Genomic DNA, 16,979 nt, shown 5'->3' on the forward strand with positions numbered 1-16,979 from the left:
GGCCGGGGCGGGGGCCGCGGAGGGACTGCCCACCGCGCTGCCGGTCGGGCATGATCTTCTGGGCGGGGACGGGTTCCCCGCGTACGGGGGAGAGGCTGTGACGGAACGAGTGGGGCGGTGGCGCGCCCGGGTGACCGGGGTCGACCCGTACGTCGTCGACGGCCTGCTGGCGGTGGGCTCGGCGGCGATCTCGCTCTGGTCGGTGTACCACGACGACACCGCCTGGGACTGGTGGGTCTACCTGCTGGCGTTCGGGACGGCCCTGCCGCTGCCCTGGCGGCGGCGGGCGCCGGTCACCGTGCTGGCGCTCAGCGGCGGGCTGTCGGCGGTGCTCTCGGTGCTCGCCCACTCGGCGATGCCGCAACTGCCGCTGTACGCGGTGATCGCGCTCTACACGGTGGCCGACCGGGCCGGGGAGCGGCAGCGCTGGACGGTGCTGGCGGTGACCGTGGTCGCCAATGTGGTGGGCACCCGCTCGCCGAACGGCGCGCTGTTCTCGCTGCTGACCTCGGTCGGGGCGTTCGTCTTCGGCTGCCTGGTGCGGGAGCTGCGCCGGCTGGCGGCGGTGGAGGCGGAGCGGGCCCGGGAGGCCGGCCGGCGGGCGGCCAGTGACGCCGCCCGCGCGGTGGCCGAGGAACGCGCCCGGATCGCGCGGGAGATGCACGACATCCTGGCGCACGCCGTCTCGCTGATGGTGATCCAGGCGGAGGCGGGGCCGCTGGTGGTCCGCGGCGACCCGGAGCGGGCGGTCAAGGTCTTCGACACCATCGCCGACTCCGGGCGGGACGCCATGGTCCAACTGCGGCGGGTCCTGGGGGTGCTGAAGGAGGACGGCGCGGTGCCGGAGCTGGCCCCGCAGCCCCGGTTGGCCGAACTGCCCGCGCTGGCCGAGCGGGTGCGCCGCACCGGGGTGCGGGTCGAGCTGGAGGTCGACGATCCGGCCGGACCGCTGCCCGCCGACGTCGAGGCGGCCGGCTACCGGATCGTGCAGGAGGCGCTGACCAACACGGTCAAGCACGCGGACGCCGCCCGGATCGAGATCCGGGTGGTCCGGGAGGGGACGGAACTGGTGGTGCTGGTGTCCGACGACGGGCGCGGGGTGCGGCTGCGGCCGGACCGCACGGCGGGCGGCCTCTCCGGCGGCCGGGGGCTGGTCGGCATCCGGGAGCGGGCGGCGGCCTGCGGCGGCCGGGCGGAGGCCGGTCCCGGGCCGGAGGGCCGGGGGTTCCTGGTGAGCGCCCGGCTGCCGCTGGGCCGGGAGGAGGGGGTGGGGGCGTGAAGCCGATCAGGGTGGTCGTCGCGGACGACCAGGAGCTGGTGCGGGCCGGGTTCGGGATGATCCTGGACGCGCAGCCGGACATCGAGGTGGTCGCCGAGGCGGCGGACGGGGCCGAGGCGGTCGAGGCGGTCCGCGCGCACGCCCCGGACGTGCTGCTGCTGGACGTCCGGATGCCGGTCATGGACGGTCTGGAGGCGGCCCGCCGGGTGTGCGCCGAGTACCCGGAGACCAAGGTGATCATGCTGACCACCTTCGACATCGACGACTACGTCTTCGACGCGCTGTACGCGGGGGCCAGCGGCTTCCTGCTCAAGGACGTCCGCCGCGACGACCTGGCGCACGGCGTCCGGATGGTGGCCTCCGGGGACGCGCTGCTGGCGCCCTCGGTGACCCGCCGGCTGATCGGCGAGTTCGCCGCCCGGCGTCCCGGCTCCGGCGAGCGCCCGGCGCGGCCGCCGTCCCGGCTGCTGGAGCAGCTGACCGCGCGCGAGCGGGAGACGCTGGTGCTGCTCGCCCGGGGGCTGTCCAACGCCGAGATCGCCGCCGAGCTGGTGGTGAGCGAGCACACGGTGAAGACCCATGTCAGCAATGTGCTGGCCAAGCTGGGGCTGCGGGACCGGGTGCACGCGGTGGTGTTCGCCTACGAGGCGGGCGCGGTGGTGGCCGGCGAGGGCTGAGTGCGGGGACGGCGGTCGGCGGGGGAGCCGGGTGCGGGGTGTCCTCCCTCGCGCGGGGGAGCCGCCGGGTTCGCCGGTGCGGGCGATCCGCGACGAGGGCCCCGGCGGACAGGATCCGTGGTGCCGGCCGTCGCCGGAGCCGCCGGCCGGGCCGGTGGACCCCACCTCGTCAGGAGTGCCCCGTGAACACCGTGCCGCCCGCCCGCCTCACCACCGTCGCCGTTGTCGCCGCCCCCGTGCTGGCGGGGCTGTACGGCGGCATCCGGCTGCTGGACGGATCGCGCGCCCCCGGCCCCGGCTGGCTGGTCGGTCACAGCCTGCTGCTGCTGGCCCTGCTGCTGTTCGCCCCGCTGCTGGTGGCGCTGGAGCGGGCCCCCGGCCCGCGCCGGACGCCCGCGGCCCGGGTGGCCGGCCGGGTGGCGCTGGGCGCGGCGTTCACCGGGCTCGCCGCCTCGCTGGGGCAGATCGGGATCGACCTGTACGTCGGCGCGGTGGCGGTGGACAAGGCGGACCAGCACCGCCTGTTCGAGGCGGTGCAGAGCCGGCCGGGCGTCGAGCCGGTCTTCTACTCGGTGCTCCCGCTGCTGTTCCACCTGGGGCTGCTGGCGCTGCTGGTGGGCGCCTCGGTCGGGGCCGGGCGGGTGCTGCGGTGGTGGAGTCCGGTGCTGGTGGCCGTCGGGACCGTGCTGACGGCGGCGGACCTGGCGTTCCTGCCGCTCGCGGCGGTCTGCCAGCTGGTGGCGCTGGCCCCGCTGGCCGGGTTCGGGCCGGGGGTCGGCCGTCCGGTCGCGGCCTGAGCGGCCTGAGCGGTCCGAGCGGCCCGAGCGGCGGCGCCCCGGGGCACGGGTGCCCGGGCCGGAGAGCCGACGTCCGGCGGGGCGGTCCGGCATCATGGGCGGGAGATGCACGGGACCGTTCGTGGGACGAGGTAGGCGTGGGCAGGCGTGGACAGAGTGGCAACGGCGGGGGCGGGGACGTCGGGGTGCTGCTGGACACGGCGGTGCGCGGGGTGGTGACGGCCCCCGAGGAGGGGCTGGACCTCGCGCTGGACACCGGCGCCTCACTGCTGGCGGCCTCCGCCGGGTTGTGGCCGTCGGTGAGCCGGGCGGCGCTGGGCCACGCCGACACCGCGGTCGGCCGGTGCTGGTCGGCCGGCTGGCGCCCGGCGGACCTGGTGCGGGTGGTGCGGCGCGAACTGAAGCCGGTGCACCTGGCGCTCGCCGTGGACCTCATCGCCGCCGAGGGGCGGCGCCACCCGGCCGCCGCGCTCGACCGCCGCTGGCACGAGCAGCTGCGGGAGCTGGAGGCGGAGGTCTGGTGGCCCTCCGACGAGGCGTACCTGTCCGGCTTCGCCCACCGGCACCGGCTGGACCGCTTCGCGCTGGCCACCGTACTGCTGGAGCTGCTGCGCAGCTGGGGCCGGCTGCCGCCGATCGCCCCGGTCGGCCCCGCCCCGGGGCGCTCGGCGCACACGGCGCAGGCTGCGCAGCAGCGGCCGCGCGGCCCGGTGGCGGGCGAGCCCCGGATGCTGTCGCGGATCCGCGCACTGCTGGCGAAGGCCGAGTCCACCGACTTCCCCGAGGAGGCCGAGGCGCTGACCGCCAAGGCCCAGCAGCTGATGGCCCAGCACAGCATCGACGAGGCGCTGCTCGCCGTCGAGGGTGCCGACCCGCACGCCCCGGGCGCGTTGCGGATCGGGGTGGACAACCCGTACGAGGGCCCCAAGACGATGCTGCTGGACGCCGTGGCGGCGGCCAACCGCTGCCGGGTGGTGTGGGCCAAGGAGTTCGGCTTCTGCACCGTGATCGGCTTCGACGCCGACCTCGACGGCGTCGAGCTGCTGTACACCTCGCTGCTGGTGCAGGCCACCCACGCGATGCAGCAGGCCGGGGCCCGGCAGCACCTGGACGGGGCCTCCCGGACCAAGGCGTTCCGGCAGTCCTTCCTGGTCGCGTACGCGGCGCGGATCCGGGAGCGGCTGACCGAGGCGACCGAGCGGACGACCAGTGACGCGGCGGCCGGCCGGCACCTGCGCGAGGACGGCACGGCGGAGCAGCTGGTCCCGGACGAGCGGCTGCTGCCGGCCCTGAAGGCGCGCACCGAGGCGGTGGACCACGAGGTCGGCCGGATGTTCCCCAAGCTGGTGTCGCAGCGGGTGCGGGTGAGCGACGGCGAGGGCTGGGCGGCGGGCCGGGCGGCGGCGGACCGGGCGTCCCTGCGCGGCCGTTCGGGGGAGATCCGCGGCTGACCCCGGGCCGCCCCCGCGGCCGACCCCGGGGCGGTTCGCCCGGCGGGGAGCCTCGGCCGGGACCGGGGCGCCTGGTACAACAGGGCACGGGGACCGACGAGGGGCGGGCAGTGTGAACACGACTACGGAGACCGGCTACCGGGACCGGGTGCGCGGCGCCCTGCTCGGCGGGGCGGTCGGCGACGCGCTGGGCTGGCCGGTGGAGTTCCAGCGGCTGGACCAGATCCGGGAGCGCTTCGGGCCGGACGGGGTGACCGGCCTGCCGGGCGGCGGGCTGGTCGCCGAGGTCACCGACGACACCCAGATGACGCTCTTCACCGCCGAGGGCCTGATCCGCGGCTTCGTCCGGGGCTGGTCCGGCGGCGGTGGTTCGGTGCCGGAGGCCGTGCACGGCGCGTACCGGCGGTGGCTGCTCACCCAGCAGCAGGGCGCACCCGACCGCAAGCCGCTGCCCCACCCGTACGACGGCTGGCTGCTGCGCGAGCCGTTCCTGTACGCGCGGCGGGCGCCCGGCAACGCCTGCCTGACCGGGGTGCAGTACCACCCGGTGTTCGAGGCGCCGGTGGCGCTGGGGCAGCCGGGACCGATCAACGCGCACTCCAAGGGCTGCGGCACGGTGATGCGCTCGGCCCCGTTCGGTCTCGGGCGGCTGGGGGTGGAGCAGGCGTTCGGGCTGGCCGCGCAGTGCGCGCAGCTGACCCACGGGCACCCGACCGGCTACCTCGCGGCGGGCGCCTTCGCGGCGCTGGTGGAGCGGCTGGCGGCCGGGACGGAGCCCTGGGCGGCGGTCGGCGAGACGGTGGAGCAGACCCGGGAGTGGCCGGCTTCGAAGGAGACCGTGCAGGCGCTGGCCCGGGCGGTGCGGGTGGCCCAGGAGTCCGGGCCGTCGGCGGAGGCGGTGGAGCGGGTCGGCCTCGGCTGGATCGCCGAGGAGTGCCTGGCGATCGCGGTGTACTGCCTGCTGGCGGGGGCCGAAGGCGCCGAGCCGGCCCGGGCGGCGCTGCTGCTGTCGGTGAACCACTCCGGGGACAGCGACTCGACCGGCGCGGTCTGCGGCAATCTGGTCGGCGCCGCGTACGGCGCCTCGGGGCTGCCGGCCGACTGGACCGAGGCGGTGGAGGGCCGGGAGACGCTGCTGCGGACGGCGGACGACCTGCTGGTGCTGTTCGGCAGCCGGGAGCCGGGCCATCCGGCGCTCGGGGACCGCTACCCGGTCTGACCGTTCGTTCGCCCGTCCGTCCGCTATGCCGCGGGGTCGGTGACCTGGCCGAGGAAGAGCGGCAGCCCGGTCGCGGTGTCCCGGACCAGGAACAGGAACGGCCGGTCGATGTGCAGCCGGGCCGGGTCCCGCGGCGCCGGCGCGCCCACCGCCTCCACCCCGACGCCGCTGCCGGCCGCCGCGACCGTGCCCTGCTCGTCGACCTGGACGGTGGCCTTCTGCACCACCGGGCCGATCCGGAGCTGCTCGGCGGCGCCCGGCCCCGGGATGCCGGAGAGGTCGGCGTCCTCGAACGCGGCGGTGACGCCGAGGGCCTTCAGCACGGGCGAGAGCTCGCCCCCGCTGCCGAAGCGGAACTTCGGCAGGGTGAGGTCGACCGTCCGCTCGGCGAGCGCGCCCAGCACGAGGTCCAGCTGCGCCTGGTCCAGCCCCTGGCGGAACGCCGTGAAGCCGCCCTGCGCGGGCACGATCAGGTCCATCGCCAGGGTGCTTCCCGCGTAGGGGAGTTCGACGGCCTGCCAGGGCTCGCCGAGGATGCCGCCGGAGCCCTCGGCGTAGCGCAGCGACTCGTTGCCGGCCATGGTCGGCACCAGCGCCTCGGAGCCGTCGAGGCGGTGGAACGGCAGGCCGGTGGTCCGCCCGGCCTTGAACGGGCGGGCCCAGTCGGCCTTGAGGTACAGCGCGTCGGTGAGCGCGAGCCGGGTGTCCGGATTGATCTGCCCCTCGGCGAAGAGGTCCTTGATCCGGCCCTCGGTGGCCTTCTCGACGACGCCGTTGACGGCCTTCCTGGCCCCCTCCGGGTCCTTGCGGAAGTCGGCGGTGCGCACACCGGTGCCGAAGCCGGCGGCCAGCACCCCGAGGTAGTGCGGGTCGAGCGGGAAGTCGCGCTGGGCCCAGAGGTCGTCGGAGCGCCGCAGGACGGCCCCGCCCTTGCCGCCCGGCGCGGCGGCGCGGTTCAGGGCGCCGGTGGCGAGCGCGTACTGCTCGGGGGAGAGCCCGGTGTGCAGGGCCTTGGCCAACTGCTCGGCGGTGGCGCCCCGGGCCCCGGGCAGCACCATCGCGAGGACGGTCGCCAGGCCGGACGGCGACAGCACCAGATTGCGGTCGGCCGCGCCGGGATCCGCGGTGAGGGTGTGCAACAGGTCGAGCCCGAACGCGGCGGTCGCCGTCGCGGTGGCGGCGACCGCCGCCGGGTCCGCGGGTGGCAGCGAGGCGGGTTCGGCCCGGACCACCCCGGTCCCGCCGCCGGTGGAGCCGCAGGCGGTGAGCAGGGCCGCGCAGCAGAGCAGGAGCACCGCCGGGCGGCGGGTGCGGACGGTCGTGGCGGACATGGCTGACCTCGCCCCTGGGTCCTGGCACGGGCCGGTGCCCGCGCCTCGGTGCCGGTTCGACGCGGCCCACCCGGACCCGGTTCCCGCCGGGAGGGCCGCAGCGCCATGATCGTTCGCCGTCGCGCGAACAGTGGGACGACCGGACCGACCGGGGGGCTCGATGAGCGGCGGTCGGTCCCGGAGCGCACCGGATCCCTCTTCCGTCACACCTCGACCAGCAGTTCCTCCAGCCCGCGGATCACGTAGCCCGGGCGCCACTCGGGCTCGCGGACCAGGCGCAGGTCCGGGGCGCGGCGGAGCAGGGTGCCGTAGGACTCGGTGAGCTCCAGTCTGGCAAGGGGGGCGCCGAGACAGAAGTGGATTCCGGCGCCGAAGGTGATGTGCGGGTTGTCGGTGCGGCCGAGGTCGAGGCGGTCGGGGGCGGCGAAGCGCTCGGGGTCGCGGTTGGCGGAGCCGAAGAGCAGGGCGATCTCGGCGCCGCGGGGGACGGTCACGCCGCCGATCTCGATGTCCTCCAGCACCCAGCGCTCGAACATCTGCAGCGGGGTGTCCCAGCGCATCAGCTCCTCGACGGCGGTGGGCAGCAGCCCGTCCACGTCGGCGCGCAGCCGGGCGAGTTCGGCGGGGTTGCGGAACAGCGCCCACCAGCCGTTGCCGGTGGTGTTGACGGTGGCCTCGTGGCCGGCGTTGAGCAGCAGGACGCAGGTGGAGACCATCTCCTGCTCGGTGAGCGCGTCGGAGCCCTCCTGGGCCTGGATCAGCGCGCTGATCAGGTCGGTGCCGGGGGCGGTGCGGCGGTCGCGGATCAGGGCGCGGAGGTAGTCGGAGAACTCGGTGCTCGCGGTGACGGCCCGGCGGGCGGTCTCCTCGGTCGGGTTGAGTTCGAACATCCCGGTGATGTCGGCGGACCAGGGGCGCAGCAGGTGCCGGTCGGACTCCGGGACGCCGAGCATCTCCGCGATCACCGCGACCGGCAGCGGCTCGGCGACGGCGGCGATCAGGTCGCCGCCGCCGGCCGCGAGCAGGTCGTCGACGAGTTCGCCGGCCAGGCGTCGCACGGTCGGGCGCAGGCCCTCGACCATGCGCGGGGTGAAGGCCTTGGAGACCAGGCGGCGGATCCGGGTGTGGTCCGGGGCCTCCAGGTCGAGCAGGCCGTTGTCGTTGAGGGTGTGGAACGGCTCGTGCGCCGGGTCGGGTTCGGGCCGGCCGAACTCCTGGTGGCTGAACCGGTGGGTGTAGGTGCGGCCGAGGCGGCGGTCCCGCAGCAGTGCGCCGACGTCGGCGTAGCGCGGGACCAGCCACTGGTCGGTGGCTTCGAAGTACGTCGCCGGACCCTGGGCGCGCAGTTCGGCGTACGCGTCGTAGGGGTGGGCCACGAACGCCGCGGACCAGGGGTCGAACTTCACCGTCGTCGTCATCGGTCGATCACTCCAGGCCGTGAGGGGGAGCCGGAAGGATCATCGTACGCACGCGCTCCGTCCGGCCCCCAGGGGCGGAGGACCTGCCGTCAGTCCGGCCGCCGCAGCCGGATGCTGCCCCGGGGCGCCCGGCCGTCGAACAGCCGCGCGTCGACCGGCCGGGACGGCCGCGGCACCGGAGTACCGGCCGGGGCGAGCGGGATGCTGCCCCGGCCGCCGAGCGCCAGCAGCCAGGCGGTCGGGTCCGGCCGGCTCCCGTACGGTCCGCCGGCCTGTTCCCAGACCCGGCGGGCCAGGCCCAGCTGCCGTTCCGTCAGCACCCCGGGCAGCGGATCGAACGGCGCTCCCGGCGCCAGGTACGGGTCCTGGGCCAGGATCCGGCCGATCAGCAGGGCCGCCTTGTAGCGGTCGCTGTCCACCGAGGCGGCGCTGCCGTGCGGGGAGAGCGGGTCGGACCAGTTGGGGGTGTCGGCCTGCTCCAGCACCGGCGCCGCCCCGACCCGGCGGATGCCGTCGCAGTCCAGCAGGTGCACCGCCGGTCCGGGCCGCACCGACCAGAGCACATTGGCGTGCGAGAGGTCGCCGATCACCAGCCCCAGGCGGTGCAGCCGGTCGATCAGCCCCAGCAGTTCCAGCACCAGGGCGAGCCGCTGCTCCGGGTCCGGGCGGACGACGCCCTGGGTGGCGGGCTTCTCCGGGTAGAGCAGGTACTGCGCCTCGGTGAGCCTGGACCCGCCGGAGGCCGTCCGCCAGGTCATCGAGGCGGGTGCCTCGCGCATCAGGAAGCCGACGCAGCGCGGGCCGTCGACCACCCGGCAGAGCGGCCAGGCGGTCTGCGCGTCCAGTCGGTCCCGGTCGTCCGGGGGCAGGCCGAGCCGCAGCGCGACCAGCTCGGCCAGGGCCGGGCCGTGCACCCGCCCGGGCTCCAGGTAGCGCTTGAACAGCACGCCCGGGACGCCGTCCAGCCGCCGCACCAGGCCCTGGCCGCCCCGGCCGGCCTCGGGGCCGGCGGGCAGCAGGGCGAGGCCGAGGTCAGCGCCGCCGGCCAGCGCGCCGGCGATGTCCGGGGCGGTCATGCCGGCGCCTCCCAGAGGCAGACGACCGAGCGGTCGTCGTCGTAGCTGCGCACCCGGACCTGGGCCTGCCAGAGGAACTCGGCCAGGCCGGGCACCTCGCGGCCCCAGCGCCCGCCGAGGAACTCCCGCAGTTCGGGCTCCTTGACCAGGGGGAGGGCCAGCCCGTCGGTGCAGAGCACCAGCACGTCACCGGGGCGGGTGTCGGTGATCAGCGCGGTCCGGACGAGCTCGTACGCCTCAGGCAGGCAGTCCGTCCGGGTGCTGATCAGGGTGCCCGCGCCGTCGCCGTCGCCGCCGTCCCCGTCGGCGTCCAGGTTCTCCCAGCCGCCCTCGCGCAGGCGCAGCAGTCCGCCGTCGCCGACCGCGAGGAAGCCCCGGGTCGGGACCTCCGGGTCGGCCGGTACCAGCAGCGCCCGGAGGGTGGTCGACCAGGTCTTCGGCGGATGTCCGAACCGTTCGGCCTCCTGCGCGAGTTCCTCGGCCGCGGCGGCGACGAGCCGGCTCGTCAGGGCGGTGAAGTCCGCCGCGGCGCCGGTCCGCAGCAGGTCCAGCAGGGTGTCCGCCCGCGGCAGGACCTGCTTGGCCAGCAGCCGGACGATGCCGTTGGAGCCGTGGTGGGAGTGCGGCTGGGAGCCGACGCCGTCGGCGACCGCGACGAGCAGCAGTCCGCCGGCCCGGACGACCAGGGCGGCGTCCTGCCGGCACTCGGCCGCGTAGCGGTGCGAGTCGCCGCGGACGGAGGCGGCCCGGACGGTGACCCGGCCGAACCGGCCGCCGTCCACGACGGTGTCGGGCAGCAGGACGCCGTAGAGGTCGCCGCCGCGGACGGTGGGGATGTCGGTCGGTTCGGCGGGATAGGCGGGGGCCTTGCGGCCGACGTGGGCGAGCGGTCCCGGGGTGCGGAACGAGGGCGGCCGTACGACCGGGTCGGCGCCGGTGGGCGCGCTCCCGGTGGGCGCGGCCGTCCCGGCCGGAGGTGCGGCCGGGGGTGCGGCGGCGGCCGGTTCGACCGGGCCGCCGAGCGGCGACACCGGGTCCGCCCAGGGCCCGCGGACCGCTGCCGGGCCCTGGCCGATCGGCCGCGGCAGGAAGTCCTCGGGCGTCACCCGCCCGGGGGTGACGACGGGCCCCACGACGGCGTCGGTGGGCGCGGGCGTGGGGCCCGGCGGCTTGAGGTCCCAGTCCTCGTAGACCGAGGCGGCGACCTCGATCGGGTCGTTCTTGCGGGTCGGCGCGTGTTCCGGCCCGGGCTCGGGCACCTGGCCGCCCGGCGCCGGACTCTCGTGCGGATTCATCCGGCGGCCCGGCTCAGAGCTTGTCGAGCGAGACGGCGGTGAAGCCGGACACCTGGTCGTCGACCTGGAGGCTCATCCCGGTGCCGGCGGCGGTCGCCCCGCTCACCGAGCGCACGATCGACCGGGTCAGGCTGGCCGCGAACTCCCGCAGCGCGGGCGCCACATCGGCGTTCCCGTCCTCCTGCATGAAGGCCTTGAAGGTCGCGACCTGCGCGATCACCGCCCGGTCGGCCTGGCCGATGCCGAAGGCGATGATGTGCGGCCGGAACGCGGCGGCGAGCAGGTCCTGGTAGGGCTGCTCCCAGTCGGTGTCGGTCGGCTCGCCGTCGGAGAGGAAGAAGACCACCGGACGGTAGACGTCGTGGCCCTCCGCCTTCAGCTCCTTCACGTCCCGCTCGATCGCCCGGCCGAGCAGGTCGAAGACTCTGCCGAAGGACGTCAGGCCGGAGGCCTCCAGGGCCGGCAGCTCCTCGAGGTCGCTCAGGTCGACCAGCGGCTGGAGTTCGTGGGCGTCGGTGGAGAAGCCGATCAGCCCGAACCGGGTCTTGTCGGCGACGGTCGGGTTGGTGCTGATCTCCTGGTGGAGCTCGAACAGCGCCTTGTTGAGGGTGTCGATGTACAGGGTCATGGACGAGGACTCGTCGCAGACGGCGTAGAACGGGAGGATCTGCACTGCACTTCTCCTTCGAACGGCAGGGCGTCGGCGGTCGGCCGCTGTGGCGGTCAGCCGGTGTAGAAGTAGATCTCCAGCGAGGCGTGCCGGGGGTTGTCCGCGAGCGAGATGAAGTCCCGGGCGGTGGTGCCCCGGAACATCTCCGGACGGGCTTGCGCCAGCAGGCCGTTGACGGTGTGGGCGTAGGCCTGGCCGGCGCCCGGGTCGCGGTTGCTGCCGAAGGTGAGGACCACGGCGGCCTGCCGTCCGGCGTACGGCTCGGTGGCGGTGCGGATCTGCGCGGCCAGGCCCGCCGTGTCCGCGGCGTCCCCGGTCACGTCGACGGTGACCGGGTCGTGCTCGACCCCGCGCGGCCCGGTCGGGGTGGGGGCGGGGAGCGGCGCGGCGCTCGCGGTGGCGCTCGCGCTCGGGGTGGCGGTGGGCGTCGCGGCGGCCCGTTCGGCGGCCACCGGGTCGCCCTGGTCGCCCATCGCGACCAGGGCGAGCACCAGCAGCATGTCGGCGAACAGCCAGCCGACCAGGTGGGTGCCGCGGAGGCCGGGCCGCGCGGTCCGGAACCGGCCCCTCATCGGCCCTGCCCGTGCACCGGCACCTCGTCCAGCTCCAGCAGCGTCCGGTCGTCCAGGTCGCCGGCCGTACTGCCGCCCGTACCGCCGGCGGCGGCGGTGCCCCGGGAGCGGGCGGCGCCCTCGTCGGGTCCTGGGCCGGCGGAGGTCTTCACCATCACGATCCCCGGGGACCCGTCGCTCCGCCGGTCGGCCGCCGCGTCCAGCCGGGCCGCCGCCGCGGTCGCCGCCGAGGCCGCGGCGGCGACCCGGTCCGCCATCGCCACGACCTCCCGCGCCAGGCCGTCGAGCCGCTCCAGCACCTGCCCGCCGACGTCCGCGACGGTCTCCGCGCCGGTGGTGAAGCCGCGCTGGGCGACCGCGAGGTCCCGCACCGCGTCCTCCACCCGCTCCCCGGCGTCCACGAGTCCGGTGCCGACCCGGTCGGTGGCCTGCCGGACCAGGTCGACCGCGTCGGCGGCCTGCCTGCCGCTCCGGTGGACCAGGCTGTCGGTGGCCGCCGCGCCGTCCCGGACGGTCTCGGCGAGCCGGTCCCCGCTGTCCTTCACCGCCCGGCCGACGCCGTCGACGGCCCGGCCGATGCCGTCGACCGCCTTCTCCACGCCGTCGACAGCCCGGCGCAGCGGGTCCACCGCCTCGCCCGCCTCGGCCAGCCGCTGCTCGGCCCCGGCGACCGAGCGTTCGACGGCCAGCGCCGCCGCGCTCAGCTCGCGCTGGGTGTCGGCGGCCTGCCGGGCGAGCCGTTCCAGGGTCTCCGCCGCGCCGGTGAGCTCGGCCGCGAAGCGCTGCGGCGTCGAACGGCGGCGCTCGTTCAGCACCAGCTGGGCCCGGGTGAGCAGCGGCGCCAGCTCCGCCAGCAGGTCCTCCGCCTCGGCCTCGGCCGCCGCCTCGCGGCGCTCGGTGCCCGCCCGGCGCAGGCCGTGCGCGACGGACAGGGCCAGCAGCAGCGCGATGAACACGGTCGCGGACCGCGCGATGTCGCCGAAGCCGGCCCAGCCGGGCAGCCGGCCCTCGAAGCCGGTCTGCCAGAGCTGGAGGAAGGGCCGCGCGGCCTGCCGGGGGTCCGCGCCGATCAGTGCCCGGTAGGCGCTGCTGGCCTGCATCAGGCCGCCCCAGGTGACCAGCAGGGGGACGAACACCAGCCCGCCGAGCGCCACTTCGGCCCAGGACCAGAACCTCGGCGCGGGCCGGGGCCGGACCGCGGCCCGTACGCTCTCCGGCCGGACGAAGCTGTGCACCAGGTCGAGTTCGGTCCAGCGGTCCAGGTCGCCGGCCCCGGAGAGCGCCAGACCCAGTTCGCGGAGCTCCTCCTGACGGTGCGCCAGTCCGGGGCGGTCGGCCAGCGCCCGCAGTTCGCCCCCGAGTGCGGTGCGGTCCAGCAGCTGGCCTGGGGTCATGAGGGCTCCTTCGTACGCGCCGCCGCGGAGCGGGCACGCCCGTGCCCCGGTGCGGCGCGCGGGCGTGCCCCGCCCGCGCGGCCTCCCCCCGTGGCCGGAAACCGACCACGCCGCTCCGCGCGGCAGCGTAGCGCAGAACAGGCCACCGGGACTTGGCAGTTCGGAAAGGTCGCGACCCTTTCCGGCGCCGCGCCCGGCGTGCGCGGGCGGTCAGCCGACCCGGGCGACCAGCCGTTCCACGAGGGCCGGCAGGGCGGTCGAGATCGGCTCCCGGACGACCTCCTCGGCGGCCTCGTCGAGCGGCGTCGGCTCGCCGTTCACCACGATCAGCCGGGCGCCGGCCCGCACCGCGTCGTACGGCAGCGCGGCCACCGGGTAGACCTTCAGGCTGGTGCCGACGGCGATGAACAGCTCGCAGGCCGTGCTGATCGCCTCCGCCTGCCGGAGCACCTCGGTGTCCAGCTGCTCGCCGAACATCACGGTGCGCGGGCGCAGGATCCCGCCGCAGGCCCGGCAGGCCGGATCCGGCTCGCCCGCCGCGACCCGCTCCAGGGCCTCTTCCATCGGGCCGGTCGCGCGGCAGTCCACGCACTGCACTTCCCTTGCGGTGCCGTGGAGTTCGAGCACCTTGCGCGGGGTCTGCCCGGCCCGCTGGTGCAGTCCGTCGACGTTCTGGGTGAGGATCCGCAGCGGCAGCCCGGACCGCTCCAGCGCCACCAGCGCCCGGTGCCCGGCGTTCGGCTCGGCGGCGAGCGCGCCGGTCGCGGCCCGCATCCGCCACGCCTCGCGGCGGACCTCCGGATCGGACAGGTACGGGCCGACGGTGACCAGCCGCTGCGCGCCCGGGTCGCGCTGCCACAGGCCGTTCGGGCCGCGGTAGTCGGGGATGCCGGAGTCGGTGGAGATCCCGGCGCCGGTGAGTACGGCGATCAGCGGGCGCTTGGCGTTCATGGCCGGGACGCTACGGTCCCCGCCGACCGCCCGCCACCGAAAATCCGCCCGGGGCAGGGGTGCCGGGTGCCGGGCTCCGGCGGATTCCGCGGGTCCGGCACCCCGCCGCCGGCGGGGTCAGCGTTCGACGGCCTTGGCGAGGATCTCCGGGAGGCGCTCCAGCAGCCGCCCGGCGGCGAGGCGCAGCCCGAGGGCGGCGACGGCGGCGCCGTAGAGGGGGCCGGCGAGCAGCAGCGGCCAGGTGGCGGCGCCGGTGGCGAGGGCCCAGACCAGGTAGCCGACGACCGGGGCGGCGACGAGGGCGCTGCCGAACATCGAGCCGAAGCTGTTCAGCATCACCAGCCCGCCCTGGCCCGGGGCGGCGTTGCGCATCGGGTTGTTGTCGGCGGGCATGGTGTACGGCGCGAGCACGCTGAGCACGGCGCCGATCGCGAGGCCGCTGCCGAGCAGGGCGAACGCGACGCCGACGGCGGCCGGCAGCCCGGACCAGTCGCCGGTGGCGGCGGCCAGCACCAGGGCGAGCACCAGGGTGACCGGGACGGCGTAGGAGAGGACGGCGTACGCCCGCCCGCGCAGCTCGTCCCGGGCGTCCGCCGGGGTGAGCAGGGTGGCCGCGACCATCCAGAACGCGGAGCCGTCCATGCCGAACAGGTTGAGCATCTGCAGCCCGAGGAACATCCCGGTCATCGCCACCAGGTAGACCGTCGACCAGCCCTGGACGATCGACAGCACGCAGATCACCAGCGTCATCCCGATGCTGGTGAAGACGGCGGCCTTGGCCCGCGGCTCGCGCCAGGCGTAGCGCAGGTGGCGCTGCATCACCGCGCCGGTCCGGCCCTCCGGCAGGAAGCGCGGGCCGCGCCGCGCCCGCTGCACGCCGCGGACGACCTCCACCGTCGAGGCGTCCGCGGTGACCATCAGCTGCTGCAGGCTGGCGCGCCACCACCGCAGCAGCAGGGCGAGCAGCGCGGCGGTCGCGGCGAGCTGGAGCAGCGCGAGCGGCCACCGGCCCTCGCCCGCGGTGCGGGTCGCGTCGACGGCGCTCACCGGCGGGATCCAGCGCAGCACGGCGGCGAAGGGGGCCAGCGGGCCGAGGTCGGCGCCGTTCTCGCCGGCCTTGCCGAAGACGCTCTGCGAGCCGAGGTTGGCGAGCTGCGCCAGCAGCGCGAAGAGCAGGCCGCCGAAGACGGCGAAGTCCTTGCCGCGCCGGCTGGACAGCAGCCGGGCGTTGCCGGCGGCGACCGCGCGGGAGAGCGTCACCACGGTGAGCACCGCGAGCGGCACCCCGACCGCGCCGGCCACCGCCGAGGCGGCGCCGTGCGCGCCGGACAGCGCGGCGCCGGTGAGCAGCACCAGGCTGATCAGCGGTCCGGGGCCGAGCAGCGCGGCCAGCACCGAGCCGCGCAGCAGCGGTCCGGGCCGCAGCGGCAGCATGGTGAGCCGGGTGGGATCGGCGCTCTCGTCGCTGGTGAAGAGGAACAGCGGGATCGCGGCCCAGCCGAGGGTGAGCGCGCCGGCCAGGACGACGCCCGCGTCACCGGCGGCGCCGTGCTCGACGTGGTCGTGGAGGATCGTCAGCAGCAGGGCGATGCCGGTCGCGAACAGCAGGCCGACGGCGGCGCCGAGCACGTAGAGGGCGGCGCGGCCGCGGCTGCGGCGCAGTCCGTTGCGCAGCAGCCGGAGCTTGAGCGAGACCAGGGTGCGGACGACCGTCCGGTCGTCCGGGATCCCGGACGTCGGGAGCGGGGCGGCAGCCGGGAGCGGCGCCGGGGCCGGGAGCGGGGCGGGGGAGGAGCTCACCGCTCGCCCCCGCCGAGCCAGTCGAGCGAGCGGCCGTCGTCCTCGCGGACGCCGATCAGGTCCAGGAACGCCTCGTGCAGGCTGCGCCCGCCGCGGACGGCGTCGAGCGGGCCCTGGGCGATGACCCGGCCGGCGCTGATGACGGCGACCCAGTCGCAGAGCTGCTCGACCAGCTCCATCACATGGCTGGAGAAGACGACGGTGGAGCCGGCCGCCGCGTACCGCTTGAGCACACCGCGGATGGTCTGGGCGGAGACCGGGTCGACGCCCTCGAACGGCTCGTCGAGGAAGAGCACGTCCGGGTTGTGCAGCAGGGCGGCGGCGAGGCCGATCTTCTTGCGCATGCCGGTGGAGTAGTCGGCGACCAGCTTGTCGGCGTGGTCGGCGAGGTCGAGGACGGCGAGCAGCTCCTCGGCGCGGCGGTCGACCTCGGCGCCCGGCAGTCCGCGCAGCCGGCCGTTGTACTGGAGCAGCTCGCGGCCGCTGAGCCGCTCGAACATGCGCAGGCCCTCGGGCAGGATGCCGATCCGGGCCTTGGCGGTGACCGGGTCGGCCCAGACGTCGGCGCCGTGGATGAGCACGGTCCCCTGGTCGGGCCGGAGCAGGCCGGTGACCATCGACAGCGTGGTGGTCTTGCCGGCGCCGTTCGGGCCGACCAGTCCGATGAACGCCCCGGTCGGCAGCTCCAGGCTGAGCCCGGCGACGGCGGCCTGGCTCCCGAAGTGCTTCCACAGGCCCTGGATGGACACGGCGGAGGGCACGGCCGGGGGCACGGGGGTGGTCGGGTCGGGGGACGGCGGCGGCGCCGAGGCCTGCATGGCGGCTCTCTCTGCTGGTGGTCGGAGCGGTCGGGCCGATGGTCGTTCCATGATCGAAACGGGCCCGACGACAGCCTGCCACCGCCCGGCCCGGCCTGTCTCCTGTGGCGATGCCCCAGGTGTGTCGGGACCAAACGGGTGAACGGTGCGGCGCGGGAGGACCGGCGGAACCGGAGGTGTACCGGATCGGGAGAATCGGCAACTACTCGGAGCCCCCGTTCGTCCTGCACT

15 protein-coding genes are annotated in these 16,979 nt (G+C 76.1%); 5 read left to right on the forward strand and 10 right to left on the reverse strand.

The window, feature by feature from the left end; genetic code table 11:
* Window positions 1-97: 97 nt before the first annotated feature.
* From ADK60_RS25255 to ADK60_RS25275, 5 genes are all read left to right on the forward strand, one after another.
* Window positions 98-1,279 carry a sensor histidine kinase gene (locus tag ADK60_RS25255; RefSeq protein WP_063783260.1) on the forward strand — a complete coding sequence of 394 codons (1,182 nt, stop codon included), beginning with the start codon at window positions 98-100 and terminating at the stop codon, window positions 1,277-1,279.
* Between the two features lie 56 nt (window positions 1,280-1,335).
* Window positions 1,336-1,956: a response regulator gene (locus ADK60_RS25260; RefSeq protein ID WP_045937842.1), complete on the forward strand. Its 621-nt coding sequence runs from the start codon at window positions 1,336-1,338 to the stop codon at window positions 1,954-1,956.
* Window positions 1,957-2,138: 182 nt separating this feature from the next.
* Window positions 2,139-2,753: a hypothetical protein gene (locus ADK60_RS25265; protein ID WP_053649086.1), complete on the forward strand. Its 615-nt coding sequence runs from the start codon at window positions 2,139-2,141 to the stop codon at window positions 2,751-2,753.
* 188 nt (window positions 2,754-2,941) lie between these two features.
* Window positions 2,942-4,204 (forward strand): DUF2786 domain-containing protein, encoded by a 1,263-nt coding sequence (locus tag ADK60_RS25270; protein WP_053649175.1) that lies wholly within the window; start codon window positions 2,942-2,944, stop codon window positions 4,202-4,204.
* A gap of 112 nt (window positions 4,205-4,316) precedes the next feature.
* Window positions 4,317-5,423: an ADP-ribosylglycohydrolase family protein gene (locus ADK60_RS25275; protein ID WP_053649088.1), complete on the forward strand. Its 1,107-nt coding sequence runs from the start codon at window positions 4,317-4,319 to the stop codon at window positions 5,421-5,423.
* Window positions 5,424-5,446: 23 nt separating this feature from the next.
* On the opposite strand, the gene ADK60_RS25280 is transcribed toward ADK60_RS25275, so the two are convergent.
* The 10 genes from ADK60_RS25280 to ADK60_RS25325 form a co-directional block, all read right to left on the reverse strand.
* Complete coding sequence (locus ADK60_RS25280) at window positions 5,447-6,754, reverse strand: serpin family protein (protein ID WP_053649090.1); 1,308 nt, start codon at window positions 6,752-6,754, stop codon at window positions 5,447-5,449.
* A gap of 203 nt (window positions 6,755-6,957) precedes the next feature.
* Window positions 6,958-8,172 (reverse strand): cytochrome P450, encoded by a 1,215-nt coding sequence (locus ADK60_RS25285; protein WP_053649092.1) that lies wholly within the window; start codon window positions 8,170-8,172, stop codon window positions 6,958-6,960.
* 89 nt (window positions 8,173-8,261) lie between these two features.
* Window positions 8,262-9,248, reverse strand: a complete 987-nt coding sequence (locus ADK60_RS25290; RefSeq protein WP_053649094.1) for a hypothetical protein — start codon at window positions 9,246-9,248, stop codon at window positions 8,262-8,264.
* Window positions 9,245-10,543: a protein phosphatase 2C domain-containing protein gene (locus ADK60_RS25295; protein ID WP_053649096.1), complete on the reverse strand. Its 1,299-nt coding sequence runs from the start codon at window positions 10,541-10,543 to the stop codon at window positions 9,245-9,247. The genes ADK60_RS25290 and ADK60_RS25295 overlap by 4 nt, the downstream gene beginning before the upstream one ends.
* 13 nt (window positions 10,544-10,556) lie before the next feature.
* Window positions 10,557-11,216 (reverse strand): vWA domain-containing protein, encoded by a 660-nt coding sequence (locus ADK60_RS25300; RefSeq protein WP_053649098.1) that lies wholly within the window; start codon window positions 11,214-11,216, stop codon window positions 10,557-10,559.
* Between the two features lie 50 nt (window positions 11,217-11,266).
* On the reverse strand, window positions 11,267-11,785 hold the full coding sequence (locus ADK60_RS25305; protein WP_053649100.1) for a hypothetical protein: 519 nt from the start codon (window positions 11,783-11,785) through the stop codon (window positions 11,267-11,269).
* The gene (locus ADK60_RS25310; protein ID WP_053649102.1) at window positions 11,782-13,179 is read right to left on the reverse strand and encodes a hypothetical protein; all 1,398 of its coding nucleotides are present in this window, start codon (window positions 13,177-13,179) and stop codon (window positions 11,782-11,784) included. Before ADK60_RS25310 ends, ADK60_RS25305 begins: the two co-directional genes overlap by 4 nt.
* A gap of 210 nt (window positions 13,180-13,389) precedes the next feature.
* On the reverse strand, window positions 13,390-14,130 hold the full coding sequence (locus tag ADK60_RS25315) for an SIR2 family NAD-dependent protein deacylase (protein WP_053649104.1): 741 nt from the start codon (window positions 14,128-14,130) through the stop codon (window positions 13,390-13,392).
* Window positions 14,131-14,247: 117 nt separating this feature from the next.
* Window positions 14,248-15,930 carry a hypothetical protein gene (locus ADK60_RS25320; RefSeq protein ID WP_063783261.1) on the reverse strand — a complete coding sequence of 561 codons (1,683 nt, stop codon included), beginning with the start codon at window positions 15,928-15,930 and terminating at the stop codon, window positions 14,248-14,250.
* Window positions 15,927-16,748: an ABC transporter ATP-binding protein gene (locus ADK60_RS25325; RefSeq protein WP_107094713.1), complete on the reverse strand. Its 822-nt coding sequence runs from the start codon at window positions 16,746-16,748 to the stop codon at window positions 15,927-15,929. Before ADK60_RS25325 ends, ADK60_RS25320 begins: the two co-directional genes overlap by 4 nt.
* Between the last annotated feature and the right edge of the window lie 231 nt (window positions 16,749-16,979).

Source organism: Streptomyces sp. XY431 (assembly GCF_001279805.1).
Taxonomy (GTDB): Bacteria; Actinomycetota; Actinomycetes; order Streptomycetales; family Streptomycetaceae; genus Kitasatospora; species Kitasatospora purpeofusca.

What these genes read in the sequence shown, in the direction of transcription:
- ADK60_RS25325 (WP_107094713.1), bottom strand. Translation starts at nt 16,748, where the DNA reads ATGCAGGCCTCGGCGCCGCCGCCGTCCCCCGACCCGACCACCCCCGTG.
- ADK60_RS25285 (WP_053649092.1), bottom strand. Translation starts at nt 8,172, where the DNA reads ATGACGACGACGGTGAAGTTCGACCCCTGGTCCGCGGCGTTCGTGGCC.
- ADK60_RS25305 (WP_053649100.1), bottom strand. Translation starts at nt 11,785, where the DNA reads ATGAGGGGCCGGTTCCGGACCGCGCGGCCCGGCCTCCGCGGCACCCAC.
- ADK60_RS25260 (WP_045937842.1), top strand. Translation starts at nt 1,336, where the DNA reads ATGATCCTGGACGCGCAGCCGGACATCGAGGTGGTCGCCGAGGCGGCG.
- ADK60_RS25280 (WP_053649090.1), bottom strand. Translation starts at nt 6,754, where the DNA reads ATGTCCGCCACGACCGTCCGCACCCGCCGCCCGGCGGTGCTCCTGCTC.
- ADK60_RS25315 (WP_053649104.1), bottom strand. Translation starts at nt 14,130, where the DNA reads ATGAACGCCAAGCGCCCGCTGATCGCCGTACTCACCGGCGCCGGGATC.
- ADK60_RS25310 (WP_053649102.1), bottom strand. Translation starts at nt 13,179, where the DNA reads ATGACCCCAGGCCAGCTGCTGGACCGCACCGCACTCGGGGGCGAACTG.
- ADK60_RS25295 (WP_053649096.1), bottom strand. Translation starts at nt 10,543, where the DNA reads ATGAATCCGCACGAGAGTCCGGCGCCGGGCGGCCAGGTGCCCGAGCCC.
- ADK60_RS25290 (WP_053649094.1), bottom strand. Translation starts at nt 9,248, where the DNA reads ATGACCGCCCCGGACATCGCCGGCGCGCTGGCCGGCGGCGCTGACCTC.